We start from the raw sequence: 22,817 nt of genomic DNA, 5'->3' as shown, positions 1-22,817 counted from the left end.
GAGCCAGGATCAAACTCTCCGAAGAAATGTCTGATTGCTCATTACAATTTTTTGAAGTGTTTGCTCACTTTTAAAATAAACGTTGGCGCTTTGTTTTGTTCAGTTTTCAAAGAGCAATTATTTCGGCTAATCAAAAAGTATAAGTAGATATTTTCTGACCGTTCCTCTCGGAAGCGACTTTAATAATATATCATATTCTATTAATCAAGTCAACAAGTTATTTATCCTTTTTTTGCTGACTTAGTTATTATATCGACTTTTTTTTCTGAAATCAAGGCTGAAAAATAAATTCGCAATTTTAAATTATATTTTTAAGAAAATCACAAAAGCCCGTTGTCCACAACGGGCTTTTGTGATTGATTAGAGTGCTTCTTCAATGAATATCTCCCTGTTTTTTCCCAGGTGGATGATTTCTCCGGTATCCAGGAGCTTGACCATCGGCCTCGTTGGGCCATTGGACTCAATGAAGATAATTTCGGCTGTATATCCGTTTGATAGCTTAACCTTGCTTCCAATTGAAAAGTTTGTAATTCCTGATAATAATGTTTTGACCGCGCTTATATCGAATTTCCCAAAGTCATCTTGTAAAATCATCTCCATTACTTTAAAAGGAGATTGCTTTATCCGGTAGTTTCTCTCGGATGTCATGGCATGATATACATCAGCTACTGCGACAATCCTCGAGAATGCATGAGGTGACTGCCCCCTTCTTCCGGAAGGATATCCGCTGCCGTCCAATCTCTCATGATGCTGGAGAATTGCATATTTCACAGCCTCCTTTAGGAGAGGACTGTTCTGGAGCATTTGAAGGCTGTAAATCGGATGCCTTTTCACTTCTTCAAATTCCTCAGAAGACAGGCTTGTTTTCTTTTCGAGGATTGTTGGCGGTACTTTCGCCATCCCACAGTCCACCAGACAACCTGCCATAACTATCTGAAACATATCACCCTGTTCATAGTTTAAATTTTTTGCAAGATAACCGCTTATCAAGCCAACAGAAATCGCATGGTGGAATAGATAATCAGCTTTTGTACTGTAATGATGAAGCAAGAAAAGTTGTGACTGGTTTTGCATTACCTTATTGAATAAGGGGATAATCAACTCCCTTACTTTTGACACTTCGATTGAACTTCCTGCCTGCCAATTCCTGAACAGCTTTTTATAGCTTTGAACAGTTCTCAAGTAGGCTGAAATGAAATGGGAATCGTCCGCTTCCTTTTCCTCTTCTTCGTCTTCGATCATTTCTTTCGGAACAAACGGCAGGCCGTTGATTAATGTTTTCTCAACACTAACTTCCGCAATCAAAAAAGCTTTTAATACTTCCAAACGATCATGATTTATGATTGTTTTACTGGCCATAATTGGACGGTTGGCCAAGCCAGGTATATCCTTTGCGAGGATCGTGCCTTCTACTAGATCATCTGTTTTAACACGCAAACTGCCCACCCCTGTAACAGCTTAAATTTTAATGATTACCATAATATTACTGTACTTTCCTAATAAATTCTAGTTCAAATAGAACAAAAGCGCAAGCGCCTAAAAGGAACGTTGACTAACATCCGCCACGTCCTGTGGCGAACGTCGGCGTCAGCACATCCTGTGCAAGTCCGACAAGCATAAGACGAGCAGCTGTATGGGGAGCGGTTTTCTCCCCATCAGATGATTGGCTTATGACCTCGAGGCCGACTAAAATTGCCACGTCCTCATGTCTTCGTCGGCACTAGCACGTCCTGTGCGTCGGGGCTAGGCGCTGGAGCTGGATGTAGATAATCAAAATTAAGTTATCCACATAAAATTCAATCTATAGTTTCCTTTACAGTAAAAAAGGAAGCATCCAAATAGGATGCTTCTTTTTATTCCCCATCTTCGTTTTCGTCTTCAGTGGTGGATTCTTCTTTATCGGCAATTTCATCCTTGAAAGGCTCTACAGGCTGCGTTTCTTCGATTTCATTGAGGATTTCTTTTTCTTCTTCTTTTTCAACCATTGCCACCGTAGATACATATTCATTATCACTTGTCTCGAGACGGATCAATTTGACACCCTGTGTGTTTCGTCCTGTTCTCGAGATATCGTTTACATCCATTCGGATTAGGACACCGCCTGCAGTGATCAGCAATAAATCCTCTTCTCCAGTCACCGTTTTAACTGCAACAAGTTCCCCATTTTTTTCTGTTACATTACATGTTTTGATTCCTTTTCCGCCGCGGCTTTGAATACGGTATTCTCCAGCAGGGGTACGCTTGCCAAACCCGTTTATCGTAACGATCAGCACTTCAGAATCCTCTTCCAGGATTTCCATGCTGACGACTTCATCGTTGTTGCGCAAGGTAATCCCTTTAACTCCGGTGGCTGTACGGCCCATTGAGCGGACATCCGTTTCTGGGAAACGGATCAGCATACCGTGTTTTGTTCCGATAATCATATCTTTCTTTCCATCCGTTAAGCGAACAGAGATTAATTCATCCCCTTCACGTAATCCTAAAGCGATCAGCCCATTGTTGCGGATGTTTGCAAAAGAAGATAGCGGAGACCGTTTTGAAATGCCTTCTTTCGTGGTAAAGAACAGGAACATATCATCGCCAAATTCCTTGACTGGAATAATCGCATTTACCCATTCGCCTTTCTCGACTTCGAGAAGGTTAATGATCGGCAATCCTTTAGCCGTTCTTCCATATTCGGGAATTTCATATCCTTTGGCACGGTATACCTTTCCTTTATTTGAAAAGAAAAGCAGGGTATCGTGCGTCGAGGTGGTAAGGAGATGTTCTACAAAGTCATTCTCATTTGTACCCATTCCCTGAATTCCCCTACCGCCGCGTTTTTGGCTGCGGTACGTCGATACTGGCAGGCGTTTGACATACCCGTTGTGGGTTAGCGTAACAACGATGTTCTCAACGGGAATAAGATCTTCATCTTCAATATTTTCTAGTCCGCTGACCACGATTTCTGTACGGCGCTCATCATTGAAGCGATCTTTGATTTCTGTAAGCTCTTCACGAATAATAGCTAGGACCTTTTCATCATCAGCCAGGATTCCTCGCAATTCAGCGATCAAGGCTACCAGGGATTGGTATTCTTCCTCAATTTTCTCGCGTTCCAGGCCTGTCAACCGCTGTAAACGCATGTCAAGGATAGCCTGTGCCTGTTTTTCAGAAAGGTTGAATTGTGTCATCAATCCTTCTCGCGCAATATCCGTTGTCTGTGAACTGCGGATTAAGTTGATCACTTCGTCTAAATGATCAAGAGCGATACGCAAGCCTTCTAAGATGTGGGCTCGAGCTTCCGCTTTACGAAGCTCGTATTCTGTTCTGCGCCGAATCACAACTTGCTGGTGATCAAGATAGTACTGTAAACATTGCTTTAAATTCAATACTTTTGGCTGGCCTTCTACGAGCGCTAACAGGTTGATGCCAAAGCTTGTCTGCATGGCTGTATGTTTATAAAGGTTATTTAACAATACATTCGCATTTGCATCCCTGCGTACTTCGATAAAAATGCGCATACCGTTTCGATCGGATTCATCACGGAGATCTGTAATTCCCTCAATACGCTTGTCACGGACCAGTTCGGCAATTTTTTCAATCAGCCGTGCTTTATTGACCTGATACGGTAATTCATTAACAATGATTACCTGTTTCCCGTTTGACTTTTCTTCAATCTCGACTTTTGCCCGCAGGGTAATCGAACCTCTCCCTGTTTCATAAGCCCTTCTAATTCCGCTGCGGCCTAAAATGAGGCCAGCCGTTGGAAAATCAGGACCTGGAATGACTTCCATCAGCTCAGGAATGGAAATGTCCGGGTTTTTGCTGACTGCCAATACCCCGTCGATAATTTCACCCAACTGATGAGGCGGGATATTCGTTGCCATTCCTACTGCAATCCCTGAAGAACCGTTTACTAAAAGGTTAGGAAAACGGGCAGGGAGAACAGCTGGTTCTTTTTCCGAGCCATCATAATTTTCTTTGTAATCAATGGTGTCTTTATTAATATCACGGATTAGTTCCATGGATATTTTAGACATTCTCGCCTCGGTATAACGCATCGCTGCAGCAGGGTCTCCGTCGACGGATCCGAAGTTGCCGTGGCCATCTACAAGCATATAGCGATAGTTGAAGTCTTGCGCCATGCGCACCATTGTCTCGTATACAGCTGAATCACCATGCGGATGGTACTTACCGATCACTTCTCCGACAATACGCGCTGATTTTTTATAGGCTTTATCAGACGTCATCCCTAAATCATTCATCGCATATAAAATACGGCGGTGAACCGGTTTCAATCCATCTCTTACGTCAGGAAGGGCGCGCGAAACAATGACACTCATCGCATAATCTAAAAATGAAGTGCGCATTTCATGGCTAAGATTTATTTCTTGAACGTTTGGTTTCTCTATTTCAGACATGGAGCAACCTCCTATTAGAAGTGCATTTTAGACAGGGAAGACACCAAACATCTACCCTGTTTTCGATTAAACAAAAGAAAGTAAAACTTCTTGAACTTCGAAAGGTGTTCAGCGCAAGCAGCCTAGCCCCTCGAGGGCATAAGGCAATCACAGCAAGAAGGGAAGAACGCCTTCTTGCTGGATTGCCTTATGCTTGTCGGACTTGCGCAGGATGCGCTGACGTCGACGTTCCTTTTTACAAGGCGCTTGCGCTTTTCTTAGATATCCAGGTTTTTAACATAGATTGCATTTTCTTCAATGAATTCCCGCCGCGGCTCTACCTTATCTCCCATGAGCATATCAAAGGTTGAATCGGCTTCAATGGCATCTTCTAGTTTGACTTGAAGAAGAGTCCTCGTTTCCGGGTTCATTGTGGTTTCCCAAAGCTGTTCCGGATTCATTTCCCCTAACCCTTTATAACGCTGGAGTCCTGGCTTGGGCTGGCTGGGAAGCTGAGCTATGATCTCATCAAGCTGGCGGTCGTTGTAGGCATATTCTATTCGTTTGCCCTGCTGCACTTTGTATAACGGAGGCTGAGCGATGTAGATATAGCCGGCATCGATGATTTGTCTCATATAACGGAAAAAGAAGGTTAATAATAACGTTCTGATATGCGCACCATCTACATCAGCATCGGTCATGATAATAATTTTATGATATCTCGCTTTCGAAATATCAAATTCCTCACCGATTCCCGTGCCAAGGGCAGTGATAATTGTACGAATTTCCTGGCTCGAAAGGATTTTATCCAATCTTGCTTTTTCTACATTGAGGATTTTCCCTCTAAGTGGCAGGATAGCCTGGTTGTGCCGGCTGCGTCCTTGTTTCGCAGATCCTCCGGCCGAATCACCTTCAACGATATACAGTTCACTGATAGATGGATCCTTAGAAGAACAATCAGCTAATTTACCAGGCAAGCTTGAAATCTCTAAGGCGCTTTTTCTTCTCGTTAACTCACGGGCCTTCTTGGCAGCCAAACGGGCTCTTGCCGCCATTAACCCTTTATCAACAATTTTTCTAGCAACTGAAGGGTTTTCAAGCATGAACGAATCCAGTTTTTCAGATAATATCGAATCTGTGATCGTACGAGCCTCTGAGTTTCCGAATTTCGTCTTCGTCTGGCCTTCAAATTGTGGGTCCGGGTGTTTAATCGAAATAATCGCCGTCAGGCCTTCACGTACATCTTCACCCGAAAGATTTGCATCATTATCTTTAACAATGCTGTTCTTTCTTGCATAATCGTTGATGACACGAGTCAGGGCCGTTTTAAAGCCTGATTCATGGGTTCCCCCTTCGTACGTGTGGATATTGTTAGCGAAGGAGTAAAGATTAGTTGTATAGCCTTCATTGTACTGAAGCGCAATTTCGATCGATATTCCTTCTTTTTCTCCTTCGATGGAGATTGGCTCTTCATGGAGAGCTTCTTTGGTACGGTTCAAGTGTTCTACATACGACTTAATACCGCCTTCATAGCAATATTCGTTGGAACGCTCTTTTTCTTCACGCTTATCTTCAATGATGATCTTGATTCCCCTGTTTAAGAATGCCAACTCCCTTAATCGGGTAGCGAGGGTTTCATATTCAAACTCAAGCGTTTCGGTAAAGATTTCACCATCCGGCGTAAAATGGATCGTGGTTCCGGTATGGTCTGTTTCTCCAATGATTTTCAAGTCTTCCTGCGGGACTCCACGTTCGAATTTTTGATAATAAACATTGCCCTCACGATGGACAAATACCTCTAATACGGTGGAAAGGGCATTAACAACAGAGGCCCCTACTCCATGCAGCCCACCGGATACCTTGTAGCCGCCACCTCCGAACTTACCGCCCGCATGCAATACTGTCATGATTACTTCCACAGCTGGGCGTCCCATTTTTTCATGGATGCCAACGGGAATTCCACGTCCATTATCAATGACAGTGATACTGTTATCACTTTCGATAATGATTTTGATTTCATCACAAAATCCAGCCAGAGCTTCATCAATACTGTTATCGACGATTTCCCAAACCAAATGGTGAAGACCCCTGGCAGAAGTGGCACCAATATACATTCCTGGTCGCTTACGTACAGCCTCTAAACCTTCCAATACCTGTATCTGGTTTTCATCATAATCCATGGCTTGAGCTTCTCTTTGTTCCATTGCCACACCAACCACCTACACTTTTCTATTGGCATATTATACCGATTGTAAAGATTTCTAACAATCCAGTTCCTCTGAAATCTATGATCCATTGATCAAAATCGTTTTTTGCTGTGAACGTTTCTTTAAAGTAACCGATGCAAGGGGTGAATAATATATATGTTTATTTGTAACGACAATTGATTTTATTGACCCTTTTGCCAGATTAACTGTCATTTCTTTTTTTCTATCGAGAAATTCCCGCATGATAAAAGATGATTGGAGGATCTGTTTATCTAAAATAGCAATAACCTCATCGGTTTTTACAAGTATGTCCTCACCAATATGGAGATACATCGATTCACCTCGTCATTTGATCTTTGATAAAGTGAGAACTTCGATCAGTACAGGCTCTTCATCCCCACTGATGCAAGTCAAACAAACCGGGCTCGGCGTGCAGGATGTGCCAGTGAAGACGCCGCATAATTAGCATTCGTTTCTTCCTAGTTGTCCTTCACCTGAACGTTTAATTGCTCTAAAACTTGAAGAGAAGGTCTTACTGCCCGTTAATGCGGGACAAACTGCCCTGATCCACGAAAAAGGATGAAGCTTCACGCAATGTCTGGTGATCAATGCCTTCCACTGAGGTCGTAGTAACAAATGTTTGAACCTTTCCCTGTATCGTGTTTAGGAGATGAGATTGACGGTAATCATCTAATTCCGACAATACATCATCTAGGAGCAATATCGGATATTCGCCTATTTCTGCATGGATTAATTCTATTTCAGCAAGTTTCAAAGAAAGGGCTGTCGTGCGCTGCTGACCCTGGGAACCAAATGTTTGGACATCGCGCCCATTCACAAAAAAAACCAGGTCATCTCGATGAGGACCTATCAGTGTTACGCCTCGTTCTATTTCCCTCGTTCTAATTTTAACAAAACTTTCTTGGTATTCTTCTATCATTTTCGTCAAATCTGCGGATTCTGATACATCAAGCGATGGTTTATATTGAATTTCAAGCACTTCCAGTCCTCTTGATATCCCAGAGTGGATTGGTTCTGCCCATGCCTGTAGCAACGAAAGAAACTGATATCGTTTTTTAATAATTTTCGCAGCATATTGAACTAATTGTTCCGTTAGGACATCAAGCATCGCCGTATCGGTTTGTTTACGGGTTTGAAGAAGTTTTAAGTAATGATTTCTTTGTTGTAGTATTTTTTGATATTGACTAATATCATGAAGGTAAACAGGAGAAACCTGGCCAATTTCCATGTCGATGAAACGCCGTCTAACCTGAGGACTTCCTTTTACCAGGTGAAGATCCTCAGGTGCAAACATCACTACATTCATGTTCCCGACATATTGGCTTAATCTTTGCTGTTCGATATGGTTGCTTTTAGCTTTCTTACCTTTTTTGGAAATGACCAATTCTAACGGAATAGACGTATTTCTCTTTCTTACCCTGCCTTCTATTTTAGCATATTCCGCGTCCCAGCGAATAAGATCTTTGTCATTGGATGTCCGATGGGATTTTGCCATCGCTAAAACAAAGATCGATTCCATCACATTTGTCTTGCCCTGTGCATTTTCGCCAAGGATGACATTTACTTTATTTTCAAAGGCGACGTCCAGATCCTGATAATTTCTGTAATTCTTCAGCCTGATATTTTCTATATACATAATAGGTTCTTCCCTTTATGAGCGCATGATCAAAAAATTTCCGACCTGTGGGATTTCTATTTTATCTCCTTCTCTAAGCTTTCTTCCTCTTCTTACATCCAGTTCTTGGTTAACAAATATTTCGTGCTCACTTAAAAACCACTTTGCCATGCCGCCGCTTTGGATGATGTCTGCTAATTTCAAAAATTGGCCGAGCGTAATGTATTCAGTATCAATCTGAATCTTATTCATCGCATTTCACTCATTTCTAAAAGTAGTCTCCAATACTTTATTTTACTAAATATTTGAGATTAATACAAAAGCAGTGTATTTCTTTCTTGGGAAATTCTCGTTTAGCAGAAATGGGCTAATCAGTATGTCCGAACCGGCAGGATTAATTGCAGCATTGTTTCGTCATGCAGAGAGCGGATCACGAATGGACGCATGGCGCCGGTGAAGTTGATTTTTATATCAGTGCCCTCTAATGCTTTTAAAGCATCCATCACAAATTTGGCGCTAAAGGAGATTTTTAGTTCCTCGCCTTCTATCGATCCCGCCTGTACTTCTTCGACGACTTTCCCGATTTCTGGAGTGTTTGAGGATATCTCAATGATGCCTTTATCGAATGCTGTCAGCTTTACAACGTTGTTCCTGCCCTCTTTTGCCAAGAGCGAAGCACGATCAATCGCTTGCAAAAAATCTTTTACCCGGACGGTAACATCCGTTTTGCTGTCGGTTGGAATCAGTTTTGATGTATCCGGATAATTCCCTTCAAGTAGCCTTGAGAAGAACAATAAGTTTTTTGCTTTAAACAGAACTTGGTTTTCGGTAATGATAATTTCGATCAATTCAGTGTTATCATCGATAATTTTACTCAATTCGTTTAAGCTTTTTCCAGGAATCACTACGTTGTAGCTTCCATTCACGCCGTTTTCAAGAATGGCTCTCCTCATTGCCAGCCGATGGCTGTCTGTTGCAATACAGGATAATTCCCCGTTTTCCATCTTGAAGTTTACACCTGTCAAGATTGGGCGTGTTTCTGACGTGGACACTGCGAACACTGTCTGGCGGATTAATGTTTTTAATAAGTCGGCGGGCAGCTTAAAAATATTCTCCTCCTCAATTAAAGGCAAATGAGGATATTCCTCTGCATCAAGGCCATTTAAATTAAATTGAGCTCTTCCGGAACGGATTACAGTTTGAAAGCTATTTTGCACATCTATTTCTACCATATCCATTGGAAGTTTCTTTACAATTTCACTAAAGAAACGGGCGTTTAATACAATGCCGCCTGTTTGTTTAATTTCAACCAGTTCGTTTCCGGCTTCCTCTACAGGTATAAATGACTGGATTGAAATATCTGAGTCGCTTCCGGTTAATGTGACACCTTCGTTTCCAGCCGTGATTTTAATTCCGGTTAATATCGGAATCGTTGTTCTGGACGTTACGGCTTTCATTACTTCTTGAACACTGTGAACTAAACGATCCCGCTGGATGATAAATCGCATATATAACTCCCCCAATTCGTAATATTTAATGGCCTGATGACATAGAATATTAGTTATTATTTTTTTAAAAAAGTAGTAATAGTAGTAATAGGGCCTGTTAGTATGTGGATAACCCCAAAAGCCGTAAGGAAAAACAGTCTATCCACATGTGGATAGACTGTGTGTAAGTATAAGCTCGTTATTAACACTATTCAGGTTTAGTCATACCTTTAATTGATCCTGGATATCTTTTACTTGTCTTTGCAGTTGGGAATCAGTTTGCAACAGCTTTGAAATTTTGTCATGGGCATGGATGACTGTTGTGTGATCGCGCCCGCCAAACTCATCCCCTATCTTCGGAAGCGATGAGTCTGTCAATTCCCTTGATAAATACATCGCAATTTGCCTCGGAAAGGCAACGGACTTCGTTCTTTTTTTTGCTTTAAAATCCTCAAGCTTAACGCTGTAATGCTCTCCGACAGTCCTTTGGATATCAGGGATCGTGATGATTTTCGGCTTTGAGCTTGGAATGATGTCTTTTAGTGCCTCCGCGGCAAGGTCGGCATTTATATCTTTATTTATTAAGGAGGAATAAGCGACAACCCGGATTAAAGCACCCTCCAGTTCACGGATGTTGGAATCGATTTGGTTGGCAATATACAGCATGGCTTCATTCGGAATATCGAGCCCTTCCGCTTTAGCCTTTTTGCGCAATATCGCTATCCTTGTTTCTAAATCCGGTGGAGTTATATCCGTGATGAGACCCCATTCAAAACGAGAGCGAAGGCGATCCTCAAGCGTCGGGATTTCTTTTGGAGGACGGTCACTGGAGATCACAATCTGCTTGCTTTCCTCATGCAATGTATTAAAAGTATGGAAAAATTCTTCCTGGGTTTGTTCTTTCCCAGCTAAAAATTGAATATCATCAATCAGAAGAACGTCAACACTTCTGTATTTATTTCGAAAAGCTTCCGCATTGTTATCTCGAATGGAGTTAATGAATTCATTCGTGAATTTCTCTGAAGATAAATAGACGACTTTTGCCGAAGGATTATGCTCCTGGACATAGTGTCCGATCGCATGCATTAAGTGAGTTTTTCCAAGGCCTACGCCTCCATAGATGAACAGTGGATTATAGGCCTTCGCAGGGGCCTCGGCTACAGCGAGAGATGCTGCATGGGCAAAACGGTTGCCTGATCCAATGACAAATGTATCAAAGGTATTTCTCGTGTTCAACATATGCTGCGGAAAATCATTTTGATCGACAGCCTGTTTTTTTGCTTTTTTTAACGGAGCAGGCAAATCAAAGTCATTTTCCCCGAGGTTTGGAGGAATGATGAATTTAACTTCAAGTTCTTCCCCGGTTAACTCGACTAATACAGTGGAAATAAGATGGGAGTATCTCTCTTCCAGCCAGTCACGCGCAAACTCGTTAGGTGCCGTCACTGTCAGGATATCCCCTTGCAGCTTGTGTGCTTTAGTGGATTTCAACCAAGTCTCAAAGCTTGGTTTACTAATTTTCTTCTCGATTTTACCAAGCGCCTGATTCCATAAAGCGTCGATATTCTCCAATATAGTCCCTCCTTTTCGAGATATTCTATAAAAAGATAAACAAAAATCTGGCTATACAAAAGTCAGCCCCACAGAAAAGAAGTACGTTCTTCAGGTAATTTAGATCCCATGCATATAATGCAATATTTATGCAAGATTTTTTAACAGTGCGTATAAGCCAGTATAATTATTCACCAATAGTTATACAGAAAAATATATAATAAGGAATAAAAGCGTCTTTTCGACAATATCTACTGTTTGTGGACAAATTAATCTACAACTCTTGAATAAACTATCCACAAGTTATTAACATTCTGTGGATAATCAAATCTGTTGATAAAGTTATTAAGAGTGAAAACACAAATATAATATCAGATATTTGCCTTACTTGCAATGGCTTTTAAAAGTTTATCCACAAGACGCCCAGCCTGTGGGGAAAACTTTTCCACAACCAGCTACTATGTGTAAAACTTGTCAAAGTGAGTTGTGGATAGTGAGAAATATGTCGAAAAACTATCCACAGGACCTGAAATGATTTACTGGAAGAACTTTTTGTATGGGATGTCTGGAAGGCTTCGTTTTTATGTGTTTGATTTTTCTTTTAATCTTACTGAGTAAGCTGCGGCATTTTTTTAAAAGAGAGGTTGCATTTTTCAATTATCCTCTATATAATCATAGGGACTGTCTGTAATTGTTATTCCTCGAGGGAGGTGTCATATAATGAAAAGAACTTATCAACCAAATAAGCGCAAGCACAGTAAGGTTCACGGTTTCCGTAGCCGCATGAGCACAAAAAACGGACGTAGGGTATTAGCTGCACGCCGTCGCAAGGGCAGAAAAGTATTATCTGCGTAGACCACTGAAAAGTCTCAGTGGTCTTTTTTTCCATAATGGTTACCTGTTGCAGGAGGAAGGGCGTCCTTCCCCTGACAAGTTTGAATATGTAAAGCTAAACCCAATTTATTTTATTGAGGGTGTAAGGATGAAAAAGAAACTAAGGATCAAAAAGAATGATGAATTCCAGGATGTGTTTCGAAAAGGGGAATCATTCGCCAACAGACAATTTGTTGTCTATGTCCTTGAAAAACCAAATCAGGAGTATTTTCGAATTGGTCTTTCCGTTAGTAAAAAAATTGGGAACGCTGTCGTAAGAAACCAAATCAAAAGATACATAAGACAATCTTTTTTAGAGTTAATGGAAGATGTAAAGAATGGCAGCGATTATGTTGTAATCGCAAGGAAGCCGGCAGCCGAAATGACCTTTTTCCAGGTGAAAAGCAGTCTGGTGCATGTTTTGAAACGTTCGCAGGCTTTAATGTTCAAAACCAGAAAAAAGTAATGTCACCTTTTTTTTTGAAACCAATCTATTTTTCTTTCGTATATCCGAGTATAAAAAAACGCACTGCCTCTGCACTTGGCGATATAGACAGTTCTATATAATATTTAGATGAATTGTAAGATGACAGGAGGAAAATACGGTTGAAAAAACGAATATTACTCATTATCGGACTTGTTTCCATGATGCTCGTACTGACGGGATGTATGGAGGTAAATAAGCCGATCACGCCAGATAGTACAGGGTTTTGGAACGAATATATCGTCTATCCATTATCGGTGCTGATCATCTCTGTTTCTGAATTTTTGGGTGCAAGCTACGGATTTGGGATCATTGCCGTAACCATCCTGGTTCGCCTTGCCATCCTGCCGTTAATGATTAAACAAACAAAAAGTTCCAAAGCGATGCAGGCCGTCCAGCCGGAGATGAAAGAGCTCCGTGAGAAATACAGCTCAAAGGATGCGGCTACCCAGCAAAAGCTGCAGCAGGAAACAATGGCCTTATTCCAAAAATATGGAGTCAACCCATTGGCAGGCTGTTTTCCGTTATTGGTTCAAATGCCGATATTAATCGGATTTTATCATGCTATCAGCCGTACCAGGGAAATTTCAAACCATAGTTTTTTATGGTTTGACCTTGGCGATAAAGATCCTTATTACATCTTGCCAGTCATTGCCGGGATTACAACATTCATCCAGCAAAAAATCACCATGGTCGGAATGGACAGCAACCCTCAAATGGCCGCACAGATGTCAATGATGCTATACATCATGCCGATCATGATCGTTGTTTTCGCTGTTAACTTCCCTGCTGCCCTTTCCTTGTACTGGGTAGTCGGTAATATATTCATGATCGTTCAAACCTATTTCATTAAAGCACCGGACCTGAAAAAAGCAGCTGCCGGAAATGTGGGGGGAGCAACGAAAAAGTGAAACAAATAACTGCTACAGGACAATCTGTCGAAGAAGCAGTAGAATCAGCTTTAGCTACGTTGAACACCACGAGAGACCGTGTGGAAATTGAAATAGTCGATGAAGGAAAAAAAGGATTTTTCGGCTTGTTCGGAAGCAGGCAGGCGGTTGTAAAGGTTACTTTGCCGCCTGATGCAATCGAGGAAGCAGTTAAGTTTTTAAAGGACGTCAGTGACAAAATGGCCGCCCCCGTCCAGGTGGATGTGATCCGGGAAGGAAAAAACGTCATCTTTCAGCTATCTGGCGAAAAAATTGCGCTTTTGATCGGAAAAAGAGGACAAACTTTAAACTCTTTGCAGTATCTGACACAGCTGGTGACCAACCGTTACTCCAGGCAGTACCTGAATATCACGGTGGATGCCGAAGATTACCGACGGCGCCGGAATGATACACTTATCCAGCTGGCGGAAAGAATGGCTAACAAAGCGATGCGGACTGGAAAGGAAGTTTCCATGGAACCAATGCCTCCATATGAGCGAAAGGTGATTCATACCGCTTTAATGAATTACCCGAAGATCAAAACGACATCAAATGGAACTGAACCGCACCGTCATTTAGTGATTACACCAACTAAATAAGTACAAAAAGCTCCCGATGACGCTGTCATCGGGAGCTTTTTGTGCTGGATGAAATAGAATTGAGAGATATAAACAATAGGATGATTGGAGAAATCAGGCTAACAGGCTTGGTTGTTATTCACATGTGGATAAGTTAAAATAGAATGGCATAAACATATTGGGTTTTTATATGTGGATAACTATTGAAGGGTTATCTGCTTTTTTTCAGGTTAAGACTATGATACTCTAGTCATTTAGGACAAAAGGCCGTTAAGCACTTTGTCGCGCATTAACGGACATTTAGTCCCCCACTTCAAGGCCACAAAGTCTAAGTGGGGGAAAATTGTCCGTAAATTCCCGATTTGTTCAACTAACCATCAGTGGGGAATAAAGAAAATCTCCACTGATAGAAGTTTCACTTTATATAGATAAGATGTTTGCAAGAGAGGTGAAATCTATGGAGTACGATACAATAACGGCCATATCCACTCCTATGGGCGAAGGTGCGATTGCGATTGTCCGTATCAGCGGAGATGAAGCGATCACGATCGCAGAGAAAATATACAGGGGACCAAAAGCGAAAAGTCTCATCAAGGCCGATTCGCATACGATTCATTACGGTCATTTAGCCGACCCCAAAACCGGAGAAACAATCGAAGAGGTCATGGTGTCAATCATGAAGGGCCCGAAAACATTTACCCGTGAGGATGTAGTCGAAATCAATTGCCATGGCGGAATGGTTTCGGTAAATAGAGTTCTGCAGCTCATACTTGCTCAAGGTGCCCGTCTTGCAGAGCCCGGCGAGTTCACTAAAAGAGCTTTCCTGAATGGCCGGATTGACTTATCCCAGGCAGAGGCTGTTATGGATTTAATCCGCGCCAAAACAGACAGGGCGATGAATGTAGCATTAGGGCAGATGGAGGGGCGTTTATCGAAGCTGATCGGCACTCTCCGCCAGGAAATCCTCGAGACACTCGCACAGGTCGAGGTCAATATAGATTATCCAGAATATGACGATGTAGAAGAAATGACACACCGCCTGTTCATGGAAAAAGCCCGCTATGTTCAACAGGAGATTGAGAAATTGCTCCAGACTTCTCAGCAGGGAAAAATTTTACGTGAAGGTCTGTCAACCGTAATTATCGGCAGGCCGAATGTAGGAAAGTCTTCCCTGCTAAACAGCCTCGTGCATGAAAATAAAGCAATCGTAACCGACATTCCCGGGACAACCCGTGATGTGATCGAGGAATACGTAAACGTTCGCGGTGTGCCGCTCAGGCTCGTGGATACGGCAGGCATCCGTGAAACGGAGGATATTGTCGAAAGAATTGGCGTTGAGCGCTCAAGGGCTGTTTTGAAAGAAGCAGATTTGATTCTGCTGGTATTGAACTATTCCGATGATCTTACACCCGAGGACGAAAACCTTTATCAAGCCGTAATGGGCATGGATGTGATCGTGATTGTCAATAAGACAGATTTACCGGGAAAAATTGATATAGAACGCGTGAAACGGTTATCCGAAAGTCATAGAGTCGTAACTACATCGTTATTGGAGGATCAAGGAGTCGACGAGCTGGAGGAAGCAATTGCAGATCTGTTCTTTCAGGGCAATCTAGAAGCTGGGGACATGACATATGTATCTAATTCACGACATATTGCTTTGTTAGGCCAAGCTCTGCAGGCTGTCGAAGATGCGATTACAGCAATCGAAGCGGGAACACCGGTCGATTTAGTGCAAATAGATTTTACAAGAGCCTGGGAGCTGTTGGGCGAAATCACTGGAGACAGTGTCCATGAAAGTTTGATTGATCAATTGTTCTCACAATTTTGTTTAGGAAAATAAGGATTAAGGAGGGGTAAGGATGCAATACGATGCAGGTAGCTATGACGTGATTGTAATCGGCGCTGGACACGCTGGAAGTGAGGCTGGCCTTGCTGCTGCGCGGGTCGGTGCAAAAACCCTGATGTTAACGATAAATTTGGATATGGTGGCTTTCATGCCGTGCAATCCTTCCGTAGGGGGCCCGGCAAAGGGGATTGTCGTAAGGGAAATAGACGCGCTTGGCGGAGAGATGGGTAAGAATATCGATAAAACGCATATTCAAATGAGAATGCTCAATACCGGCAAAGGGCCGGCTGTACGTGCATTAAGGGCTCAGGCGGATAAGCTTTTATATCAACAGGAAATGAAAAAAACGATTGAAAACGAACCAAATCTAACTCTCATGCAGGGAATGGTAGAACGTTTGCTTGTCGAAGACGGTGTATGTACGGGGGTTGTCACGCAAACCGGTGCCGCTTATAAAGCGGAAACAGTTGTGATTACGACAGGGACTTTCTTAAGAGGGGAAATCATTTTAGGAGAGCTTAAATATTCAAGCGGCCCTAACAATCAACAGCCTTCCATCAGACTTTCCGAGCATTTGGAGGAGCTGGGTTTTGATTTGGTCCGGTTTAAGACAGGAACGCCACCCCGTGTCAACAGCCAGACGATTGATTACAGCAAAACAGAAATCCAGCCTGGTGACGAGGAACCGAGAGCTTTCTCGTATGAAACGACAAAATTCATCACCGACCAGCTTCCATGCTGGCTTACGTATACGAGTCTCGAAACGCATCAAATTATTGATGACAATCTCCATCGTTCACCGATGTACTCTGGAATGATCAAAGGTACGGGCCCGAGGTACTGCCCGTCTATAGAAGATAAGCGCCGGCTATGCGATCGAATACGATGCGATCATGCCTACACAGCTGTGGCCGACATTGGAAACGAAAAAGGTAAAAAACCTGTATACAGCTGGGCAAATCAACGGGACTTCCGGTTATGAAGAAGCTGCTGGACAAGGGTTGATGGCCGGAATTAATGCAGGATTGAATGCACTTGATAAGGAAGAACTAATTTTGGGCCGTTCAGATGCCTATATCGGAGTATTAATTGACGATCTTGTCACAAAAGGGACGAACGAACCGTATCGTCTGTTAACTTCACGCGCAGAGTACCGCTTGCTGCTGCGCCATGATAACGCCGATCTTCGCTTAACGGAAATCGGTCATAAAATCGGCATGATCAAGGAAGAGCGCTATCAGAAGTTCCTTGTAAAAAAAGCGGCAGTTGAGGCGGAAAAGGCAAGGCTTAAATCAATCATTATCAAACCGAATGAACAGACACAGGAACTGGTTAAAGAGAACGGCGGAACGGAATTAAAGGATGGGATACGCGCCGCTGATTTAATAAAACGCCCTGAAATGAACTATTCGCATATCAGGATGCTTGCACCTTCCGAAACCGAGCTTGATAGCGAAGTAACCGAACAGGTTGAAATCCAGATAAAATATGAGGGATATATCGAAAAGTCGCTTCAGCAGGTTGAACGCCTCAAGAAAATGGAGAATAAAAAGATTCCTGAAAATATTGATTACGATGCGATAAATGGTCTTGCAAACGAAGCCCGCCAAAATTTGAAAGAAGTACGTCCGCTTTCAGTCGCACAGGCTTCCCGGATTTCAGGGGTAAATCCCGCTGATGTCTCCATTTTGCTTGTGTATTTGGAGCAAGGAAAAATTGCTCGGATTTCGCATGCGAATTGAGATAACCTTAACCAGGGGTTCTATCCATTGTGGAGATAACCGAATACAAAAAAGGATTGAAAAACCTTATGAATAAAGAACAATTCCAACAGCTGTTACTGGAGAAAGAGATTACGCTTTCTCCTTTCCAGCTTGAACAATTCGAAACGTATTATCGGCTGCTCATTGAGTGGAATGAAAAAATGAATCTGACGGCGATTACAGATAAAGAAGAGGTATATGTAAAGCATTTCTATGATTCAATCAGTGCCGCTTTTTATTTCGATTTTAAAAAGCCTTTAAGAATTTGTGATGTGGGAGCAGGAGCCGGGTTTCCGAGCATACCTTTGAAGATTTGCTTTCCGGATCTCCATGTCTCGATTGTTGATTCCCTAAATAAAAGAATTTCTTTTTTAGAACATCTTGCAAAACAACTGCAGCTTGTAAGTGTTTCCTTTTACCATGACCGTGCCGAGACATTTGGTCAAAAGCCTAAACATCGCGGGGTATATGATATCGTTACAGCAAGAGCGGTGGCAAGGATGTCTGTGCTGAGTGAGCTTTGCCTCCCGCTCATTAAGGAAAACGGAATGTTTATTGCCATGAAGGCATCGAGTACAAATGAAGAAATGGAAGCGGGCACTAAGGCGATTACAACGCTGGGCGGAAAAGTAGAGCAAATACATCATTTCCTTTTGCCAAAGGAAAATAGCGAAAGAAACATTATTTTTATTAAAAAGGTAAAGCCAACTCCGAAAAAGTATCCGAGAAAACCCGGAACTCCAAATAAAATACCGATTGAATGACAAACGGAGATCATGTATGGCTTGGTAACCGAAAGGATGATTGCTGCAGGAAATTTTAATTTCCTCTAGCGCATGCCTCCATTTTCTTTTACTATAAAAGGTAGGGGTTTTTCGGTCGGCTTATAAACAGATGTGTAACTTTGTCAAAGAGTCAAGCAGGATTTGTCGCTTGCATAGAGAATATGTAATGTGGGAGTTTCTTAAAGGTGGTGTAGGGAGATGAAGCATCCTTTTTCGCGATTCTTTGGTTTAGGCGAAAAAGAAGAGCAGCAAATTGAAGTGGAAATGGACACACCGAGCAACAATAATGAAGAAATAAAGAAAATTTCCATCTCCAATATTGTGCCGAATCGATATCAGCCAAGAACAGTATTCAATGATGAAAAGATCGCTGAATTAGCACAAACCATTCATACACATGGCATCATCCAGCCGATTGTAGTAAGGGAGTATGAAAAGGGACAATATGAAATTATCGCCGGCGAGCGCCGTTTTCGCGCCATGCAGACATTAGGCTGGGAAACAGCTCCGGCTATTGTAAAAGATTTCAACGACACTGAAACGGCTTCAGTTGCACTTATAGAAAACCTGCAGCGTGAAGAACTTTCCCCGATTGAAGAGGCTACTGCGTACGGAAAGCTGTTAGATCTTCATAGCCTTACACAGGAAGCATTGGCACAACGGCTCGGGATCGGCCAATCCACAGTGGCCAATAAGATAAGACTCCTTAAACTTCCTGATGAAGTACAGGCGGCGCTTCTGCAAAAGCAAATTACAGAGCGACATGCCCGTTCTTTAATTCCTCTAAAGGATCCGGAAAAGCAAATAAAATTGCTGCAGGAAGTTATTGAGAAGAATTTGAATGTAAAACAGACAGAAGAGCGGGTCATAAAACTGCTCGATAATTCTGAAAAACCGCCGAAACCGAAAAGAAAAGCGTTTAGCAAAGATATGAGAATTGCTGTAAATACGATTCGGCAATCATTGAATATGGTGACGGATAATGGCATTAATCTTGATTCTGAAGAAGAAGAATTTGAGGAATACTATCAATTTACAATAAAGATTCCAAAGAAAAAAGGATAATCTCCGCTTTACTTAACCCGCTTGGCAGCTGTTGATTGCCAAGCTTTTTTGTTGTTAGTAATGAAAATTCCTTCGTTTCGTAAGAAATAGCCTATTCCTTCGTTTTTTCATGATAAAATAGAAAAGGTATTTTTCTTTTGTCGGAAGGAAAAGGAAGATAATTGGACCGAAAGTAGGTGGCATCAATGGGACAGATTCTTGCTATTGCGAATCAAAAAGGCGGCGTAGGGAAAACGACGACTTCCGTTAATCTCGGTGCCTGTTTAGCATACATAGGAAAGAAAGTGTTATTAGTGGACGTCGACCCCCAGGGAAATGCGACGAGCGGTGTTGGCGTTGAAAAAGCATATGTAGAACAGTGTATCTATGATGTATTGGTGGATGACATTGAGGCAGATGAAGTAATTAAAGAAACAAAGGTTGAAAACCTTTTCGTGATTCCTGCAACTATTCAGCTAGCCGGAGCAGAAATTGAGCTGGTTCCCACAATTTCGAGAGAAGTGCGCTTAAAAAGGGCATTAGAAGAAGTGAAGGACCGGTTTGACTACATTATCATTGATTGCCCGCCTTCTCTAGGGCTGCTCACCCTCAATGCCTTGACGGCTTCAGATGCGGTCCTGATACCGGTACAATGTGAATATTACGCATTAGAAGGGCTAAGCCAGCTGTTGAATACCGTCCGTCTTGTTCAAAAACACTTAAATCACGATTTAAAAATCGAAGGAGTTCTTCTGACAATGCTTGATGCGCGTACGAACCTGGGTATTCAAGTAATTGAAGAGGTAAAAAAGTATTTCCAGGATAAAGTCTATAAAACGATCATTCCCAGGAATGTCCGTTTAAGCGAAGCACCAAGCCATGGAGAGCCAATCATTATTTATGATCCGAAATCAAGAGGTGCAGAGGTTTATCTGGACCTGGCAAAGGAAGTGGTGTCAAATGGCTAAAGGACTCGGAAAGGGGATCAATGCCCTATTTACAAACTTGGAAGCTAAAGATGATGCAGTACAGGAAATCAAACTGAGAGACATACGACCAAACCCTTATCAGCCACGGAAGGTATTTACTCCTGAAGCGATTGAAGAACTAAAGCAGTCGATTATCCAGCACGGTATTTTGCAGCCAATCATTGCAAGAAAAAGCATAAAAGGGTATGAAATCGTTGTAGGGGAAAGAAGGTTCCGAGCGGCAAAGGAAGCAGGCCTGAAAACAGTTCCGGTGGTGGTAAAGGAATTAGATGAACAGCAAATGATGGAACTGGCAATTCTCGAAAATTTACAGCGTGAAGACCTTAATCCGATTGAAGAAGCTTTGGCCTATCAAACGCTTTTGGAGAAGCTTCAACTTACCCAGGAAGAGCTGGCCAAACGATTGGGCAAAAGCCGTCCGCATATAACCAATCATATTCGACTGCTGAGCCTGCCGGAAGAGATCCAATCGAATATTTCCGAAAGCAGGATTTCCATGGGACATGGACGTACCCTGTTAGGATTAAAGAATAGAAATCAGATTAAAGACGTTGTCGATAAAGTGATCAAGGACAATATGAATGTTCGTCAGCTCGAACAATATATCAATCTATTAAATGAGGATGTTTCACGTGAAACAGTGCCAGTTGCGAAGCCCAAAAAAGATGTTTTTATTAAAGAACGGGAAAACAGTCTCCGTGAACGTTTTGGAACACCTGTTACCATCAAACAAAGCAGGAAAAAAGGAAAAATTGAGATTGAGTTTTTCTCGAAAGAAGATTTAGAAAGGATTCTGGAAATTATTGATTCGGAAAATCTATCTTCTTGAATCATCTTTACTAAGATGGTTTATTTCTTGAACTGATTTTCTGGTTGATAAACAAGACACAGGGTGCAAAGACCATGGTATTATTGGGAACAATCGTGAACGGGGTGCTGATTATCATCGGTACCCTGCTCGGAAGGGTCCTTCACCGCATTCCGCAAAAGATGAAAGACACTGTCATGTATGGGATTGGATTAGCCGTTGTTGTGTTAGGACTGCAAATGGGTTTGAAAAGCCAGCAATATTTGATTGTCATTTTAAGTCTTGTAATCGGGGCGGTTATTGGTGAAGTGATTGATTTGGACGCAAAACTGAATTTGTTAGGAAATTGGTTGGAAAGAAAGCTTGGATCAAAGGAAGGCAATTCGATTTCTCAGGGGTTTGTAACCGCAACTTTGATTTTTCTGATCGGTGCCATGGCTATCATCGGTGCGCTGGACAGCGGGATCAGGCAAGACCATGATGTTTTATACACAAAAGCGATCATCGATGGGTTTACAGCAATCATTTTGACAACTACTTTAGGAATCGGCGTCATTTTTTCTGCGATACCAGTAGTAGTTTATGAAGGTGCTATCGCGTTGTTTGCGACGCAAATAGATAAAATTGTACCAAAGGTCTTAATGGATTCATTTATTTTGGAAATGACGGCAACCGGCGGTGTCATGATTTTTGCCATAGGCCTGAATCTGATTGGGATTACGAAAATCCGGGTCGCTAATTTGCTTCCCGGGATTTTGGTTGCAGCATTGCTTTCCTGGATCTTTTATTATTTTCATATCCAACTGTAAAAACAGCCCAGCAAATTAAGGTGTTTTTTCTCGATCGAAGGCCCAGTTTAAATGAGAAATATTATTTTTCCCATGATGCTGGCTGCCCGCAAAATAAATGCCATTGGCAATGGTTCTCGCCATTTTAAGAACAAGGTTTAAACGAGTATTCTGAAGTACCATGAACTCCATGAAGCCGCTGACATTTACAATGCCTGTGATATGCGCCTCCCCAACGGCGGGGAGATCTTTATTTACGCCTGCTCCTGGCTTAACAGGCCCTTCACCGATCTGGACGATGCCCACGCTCTTGATCCTTCCTAAACAAGCGTCGACTCCGATAATAAAAGGATCCACATGCTTTGTTTTTATTTCAGCGAGTTTTTCCTTCAGGTTCATCGCATGAATAGGATCATCAAGGGTTCCGTACACAAAAAAAGGAGAAGCAGCTTTCTCTTCAAGAAAAGTTCCGACAAGCGGTCCGAGTGAATCTCCTGTTGACCGGTCTGTACCGATGCAAACAATAACAATAGGCAGAGTTCGGTCTTCAGGAAGCAGGGTAAGAAGTTCCTGAGAAATTTTTCGCACTGCATCCAAATCCTCGTGCAAGATCCGACTCATTGTATTTTTATTCTCAAAAAAGCTGGACTTTAGGTTCATCGGT

At 42.2% G+C, this 22,817-nt stretch carries 20 protein-coding genes and 1 pseudogene; 11 read left to right on the top strand and 10 right to left on the bottom strand.

Going from position 1 to position 22,817, the window contains the following annotated elements; genetic code table 11:
- Positions 1-360 precede the first annotated feature (360 nt).
- The 9 genes from ELQ35_RS21760 to dnaA all read right to left on the bottom strand — a co-directional run bounded on the left by ELQ35_RS21760 (position 361) and on the right by dnaA (position 11,284).
- Entirely contained in the window at positions 361-1,446 is a 1,086-nt protein-coding gene (locus ELQ35_RS21760; protein ID WP_307366458.1) for an HD-GYP domain-containing protein, read from the bottom strand.
- Between the two features lie 106 nt (positions 1,447-1,552).
- Positions 1,553-1,699: a hypothetical protein gene (locus ELQ35_RS22770; protein ID WP_185861863.1), complete on the bottom strand. Its 147-nt coding sequence runs from the start codon at positions 1,697-1,699 to the stop codon at positions 1,553-1,555.
- A gap of 154 nt (positions 1,700-1,853) precedes the next feature.
- Positions 1,854-4,403, bottom strand: coding sequence for a DNA gyrase subunit A (gene gyrA, locus ELQ35_RS21755; RefSeq protein WP_126867271.1), 2,550 nt, complete (start codon positions 4,401-4,403; stop codon positions 1,854-1,856).
- A 257-nt stretch (positions 4,404-4,660) separates the two neighbouring features.
- Entirely contained in the window at positions 4,661-6,586 is a 1,926-nt protein-coding gene (gyrB, locus tag ELQ35_RS21750; protein WP_126867270.1) for a DNA topoisomerase (ATP-hydrolyzing) subunit B, read from the bottom strand.
- Positions 6,587-6,667: 81 nt separating this feature from the next.
- A complete protein-coding gene (gene remB / locus ELQ35_RS21745; protein ID WP_126867269.1) occupies positions 6,668-6,922 on the bottom strand; it encodes an extracellular matrix regulator RemB in 255 nt (84 codons plus the stop codon).
- A gap of 199 nt (positions 6,923-7,121) precedes the next feature.
- Complete coding sequence (recF, locus tag ELQ35_RS21740) at positions 7,122-8,246, bottom strand: DNA replication/repair protein RecF (RefSeq protein ID WP_126867268.1); 1,125 nt, start codon at positions 8,244-8,246, stop codon at positions 7,122-7,124.
- A gap of 15 nt (positions 8,247-8,261) precedes the next feature.
- Positions 8,262-8,477 carry a S4 domain-containing protein YaaA gene (gene yaaA, locus ELQ35_RS21735; RefSeq protein WP_126867267.1) on the bottom strand — a complete coding sequence of 72 codons (216 nt, stop codon included), beginning with the start codon at positions 8,475-8,477 and terminating at the stop codon, positions 8,262-8,264.
- A gap of 119 nt (positions 8,478-8,596) precedes the next feature.
- Positions 8,597-9,733, bottom strand: a complete 1,137-nt coding sequence (dnaN, locus tag ELQ35_RS21730) for a DNA polymerase III subunit beta (RefSeq protein ID WP_126867266.1) — start codon at positions 9,731-9,733, stop codon at positions 8,597-8,599.
- 201 nt (positions 9,734-9,934) lie between these two features.
- Positions 9,935-11,284 carry a chromosomal replication initiator protein DnaA gene (gene dnaA / locus ELQ35_RS21725; protein ID WP_126867265.1) on the bottom strand — a complete coding sequence of 450 codons (1,350 nt, stop codon included), beginning with the start codon at positions 11,282-11,284 and terminating at the stop codon, positions 9,935-9,937.
- A 699-nt stretch (positions 11,285-11,983) separates the two neighbouring features.
- On the opposite strand from dnaA, the gene rpmH reads away from it, so the two are divergent.
- The 11 genes and pseudogenes from rpmH (at position 11,984) to ELQ35_RS21670 (ending at position 22,174) form a co-directional block, all read left to right on the top strand.
- On the top strand, positions 11,984-12,118 hold the full coding sequence (gene rpmH, locus ELQ35_RS21720; protein ID WP_083392281.1) for a 50S ribosomal protein L34: 135 nt from the start codon (positions 11,984-11,986) through the stop codon (positions 12,116-12,118).
- 127 nt (positions 12,119-12,245) lie between these two features.
- The gene (gene rnpA / locus ELQ35_RS21715; protein ID WP_126867264.1) at positions 12,246-12,602 is read left to right on the top strand and encodes a ribonuclease P protein component; all 357 of its coding nucleotides are present in this window, start codon (positions 12,246-12,248) and stop codon (positions 12,600-12,602) included.
- Between the two features lie 140 nt (positions 12,603-12,742).
- On the top strand, positions 12,743-13,531 hold the full coding sequence (gene spoIIIJ, locus ELQ35_RS21710; RefSeq protein ID WP_126867263.1) for a YidC family membrane integrase SpoIIIJ: 789 nt from the start codon (positions 12,743-12,745) through the stop codon (positions 13,529-13,531).
- Positions 13,528-14,148 carry an RNA-binding cell elongation regulator Jag/EloR gene (jag, locus tag ELQ35_RS21705; RefSeq protein WP_126867262.1) on the top strand — a complete coding sequence of 207 codons (621 nt, stop codon included), beginning with the start codon at positions 13,528-13,530 and terminating at the stop codon, positions 14,146-14,148. The genes spoIIIJ and jag overlap by 4 nt, the downstream gene beginning before the upstream one ends.
- 436 nt (positions 14,149-14,584) lie before the next feature.
- Positions 14,585-15,970 carry a tRNA uridine-5-carboxymethylaminomethyl(34) synthesis GTPase MnmE gene (gene mnmE / locus ELQ35_RS21700; protein WP_126867261.1) on the top strand — a complete coding sequence of 462 codons (1,386 nt, stop codon included), beginning with the start codon at positions 14,585-14,587 and terminating at the stop codon, positions 15,968-15,970.
- A gap of 19 nt (positions 15,971-15,989) precedes the next feature.
- Positions 15,990-17,718 (top strand): annotated as a pseudogene (locus ELQ35_RS21695) (tRNA uridine-5-carboxymethylaminomethyl modification enzyme MnmG/GidA).
- A gap of 68 nt (positions 17,719-17,786) precedes the next feature.
- On the top strand, positions 17,787-18,503 hold the full coding sequence (rsmG, locus tag ELQ35_RS21690) for a 16S rRNA (guanine(527)-N(7))-methyltransferase RsmG (RefSeq protein ID WP_126867274.1): 717 nt from the start codon (positions 17,787-17,789) through the stop codon (positions 18,501-18,503).
- A gap of 219 nt (positions 18,504-18,722) precedes the next feature.
- A complete protein-coding gene (gene noc / locus ELQ35_RS21685; RefSeq protein ID WP_126867260.1) occupies positions 18,723-19,589 on the top strand; it encodes a nucleoid occlusion protein in 867 nt (288 codons plus the stop codon).
- Positions 19,590-19,774: 185 nt separating this feature from the next.
- On the top strand, positions 19,775-20,536 hold the full coding sequence (locus ELQ35_RS21680; protein WP_126867259.1) for a ParA family protein: 762 nt from the start codon (positions 19,775-19,777) through the stop codon (positions 20,534-20,536).
- Positions 20,529-21,386 (top strand): ParB/RepB/Spo0J family partition protein, encoded by an 858-nt coding sequence (locus ELQ35_RS21675; protein ID WP_126867258.1) that lies wholly within the window; start codon positions 20,529-20,531, stop codon positions 21,384-21,386. Before ELQ35_RS21680 ends, ELQ35_RS21675 begins: the two co-directional genes overlap by 8 nt.
- Before the next feature lie 74 nt (positions 21,387-21,460).
- Positions 21,461-22,174, top strand: coding sequence for a DUF554 domain-containing protein (locus tag ELQ35_RS21670; protein ID WP_126867257.1), 714 nt, complete (start codon positions 21,461-21,463; stop codon positions 22,172-22,174).
- 15 nt (positions 22,175-22,189) lie between these two features.
- Here the strand turns inward: ELQ35_RS21670 and yyaC are convergent, their stop codons facing one another.
- On the bottom strand, positions 22,190-22,813 hold the full coding sequence (yyaC, locus tag ELQ35_RS21665; RefSeq protein ID WP_126867256.1) for a spore protease YyaC: 624 nt from the start codon (positions 22,811-22,813) through the stop codon (positions 22,190-22,192).
- Between the last annotated feature and the right edge of the window lie 4 nt (positions 22,814-22,817).

The sequence above is a fragment of the Peribacillus cavernae genome, from assembly GCF_003989135.1.
GTDB classification, from domain to species: domain Bacteria; phylum Bacillota; class Bacilli; order Bacillales; family DSM-1321; genus Peribacillus; species Peribacillus cavernae.
Note: the sequence above shows the minus strand (reverse complement) of the source record. Positions and strands in the feature narration are given on the sequence as shown.

What these genes read in the sequence shown, in the direction of transcription:
- gyrA (WP_126867271.1), bottom strand. Translation starts at nt 4,403, where the DNA reads ATGTCTGAAATAGAGAAACCAAACGTTCAAGAAATAAATCTTAGCCAT.
- gyrB (WP_126867270.1), bottom strand. Translation starts at nt 6,586, where the DNA reads ATGGAACAAAGAGAAGCTCAAGCCATGGATTATGATGAAAACCAGATA.
- remB (WP_126867269.1), bottom strand. Translation starts at nt 6,922, where the DNA reads ATGTATCTCCATATTGGTGAGGACATACTTGTAAAAACCGATGAGGTT.
- recF (WP_126867268.1), bottom strand. Translation starts at nt 8,246, where the DNA reads ATGTATATAGAAAATATCAGGCTGAAGAATTACAGAAATTATCAGGAT.
- yaaA (WP_126867267.1), bottom strand. Translation starts at nt 8,477, where the DNA reads ATGAATAAGATTCAGATTGATACTGAATACATTACGCTCGGCCAATTT.
- dnaN (WP_126867266.1), bottom strand. Translation starts at nt 9,733, where the DNA reads ATGCGATTTATCATCCAGCGGGATCGTTTAGTTCACAGTGTTCAAGAA.
- rpmH (WP_083392281.1), top strand. Translation starts at nt 11,984, where the DNA reads ATGAAAAGAACTTATCAACCAAATAAGCGCAAGCACAGTAAGGTTCAC.
- rnpA (WP_126867264.1), top strand. Translation starts at nt 12,246, where the DNA reads ATGAAAAAGAAACTAAGGATCAAAAAGAATGATGAATTCCAGGATGTG.
- mnmE (WP_126867261.1), top strand. Translation starts at nt 14,585, where the DNA reads ATGGAGTACGATACAATAACGGCCATATCCACTCCTATGGGCGAAGGT.
- rsmG (WP_126867274.1), top strand. Translation starts at nt 17,787, where the DNA reads ATGAATAAAGAACAATTCCAACAGCTGTTACTGGAGAAAGAGATTACG.
- noc (WP_126867260.1), top strand. Translation starts at nt 18,723, where the DNA reads ATGAAGCATCCTTTTTCGCGATTCTTTGGTTTAGGCGAAAAAGAAGAG.
- ELQ35_RS21680 (WP_126867259.1), top strand. Translation starts at nt 19,775, where the DNA reads ATGGGACAGATTCTTGCTATTGCGAATCAAAAAGGCGGCGTAGGGAAA.
- ELQ35_RS21675 (WP_126867258.1), top strand. Translation starts at nt 20,529, where the DNA reads ATGGCTAAAGGACTCGGAAAGGGGATCAATGCCCTATTTACAAACTTG.
- ELQ35_RS21670 (WP_126867257.1), top strand. Translation starts at nt 21,461, where the DNA reads ATGGTATTATTGGGAACAATCGTGAACGGGGTGCTGATTATCATCGGT.
- yyaC (WP_126867256.1), bottom strand. Translation starts at nt 22,813, where the DNA reads ATGAACCTAAAGTCCAGCTTTTTTGAGAATAAAAATACAATGAGTCGG.